Annotated in this window: 2 protein-coding genes; both read left to right on the top strand. The window is 57.7% G+C overall.

Annotated features, from left to right (window positions below):
- The coding region (locus tag B3520_RS00885; protein WP_286875111.1) for a M20/M25/M40 family metallo-hydrolase at nt 1-429 on the top strand (429 nt) is incomplete at its 5' end.
- Between the two features lie 65 nt (nt 430-494).
- Nucleotides 495-921, top strand: a 427-nt coding sequence (locus B3520_RS00880; RefSeq protein ID WP_286875109.1) for a hypothetical protein, incomplete at its 3' end; no start/stop codon positions are given.

The raw sequence follows: 921 nt of genomic DNA, 5'->3' as shown, positions 1-921 counted from the left end.
TTACCCGGTGGCGTCAATGTTATTCCTGGCGCAGTGCACCTGTCATTGGATATCCGCTCCGCAGATGATCGCCTTCGCGATCACGCGTTGACGATCATTCGCGACCAATTAAAGCATATTGAAGAGCTCCGGGAGTTGAGCTCTACGTGGCGAGAAATCCATAATGCCCCGTCAGTCGCCTGTGCTGAGTGGTGGCAACAATTACAGTGCTCCGTGCTATCAGACCTCAATCTTAAGGCGCTGCGTTTGATGAGTGGGGCGGGGCACGATGCAATGGCCATGGCGGAAATTACTGATTGCGCGATGTATTTTCTGCGCTGCAAAGGTGGTATCAGTCATCATCCAGATGAGTCCGTTGCGCAAGCGGATCTGATTCCCGCAATAGCAACTCTGGTCCAAACACTACTTCACGTGCGGCGAACGGGATGAAACCCGCGACCGCCTGTGCTTTAATGAGGTGAAGCACACAGTTCTTTGACCCTCAGGAGTCGGCGGTGCCCCTTGCCAAACCCACAGCCCCGGACTTACTCGAAAGCCTCTATGACGGCGCGATGAACCCGGAGCGCTGGCCCCGGTTTCTCGGACAATTGGCCACCCGCTTCGACGGTGGAACCGCTTCCCTGCGCATTACCGATATCGAAAAACCACGGGTTTACTCCTCTTTCACTCAGGGGTTTGATGCCGAAGCCAATCGGCGCTACATGGAAGAATCCGTGGCGGTTGACCTGTTTCGTGACGCGCTGTCGGCGGCGCCCTTGGGCACCACACTGGCCAGTCACGAGATTGTGTCCGACCGGGAGTTTGAGCGCAGCGCGCACTATCAGATGGTGTTTCGTCCCAACGGGAACTTCTATGCCATGGGCGCCCAGTTCGAGCGCCAGGCCTCCCGGGCCGCGCATATCGGCGTTCACCGCCCCCGCC

The sequence above is a fragment of the Marinimicrobium sp. UBA4509 genome, assembly GCF_002388575.1.
Classification (GTDB): domain Bacteria; phylum Pseudomonadota; class Gammaproteobacteria; order Pseudomonadales; family Cellvibrionaceae; genus Marinimicrobium; species Marinimicrobium koreense.
The sequence above is the reverse complement of the archived record's forward strand: the minus strand, read 5'-3'. Positions and strand labels throughout refer to the sequence as shown.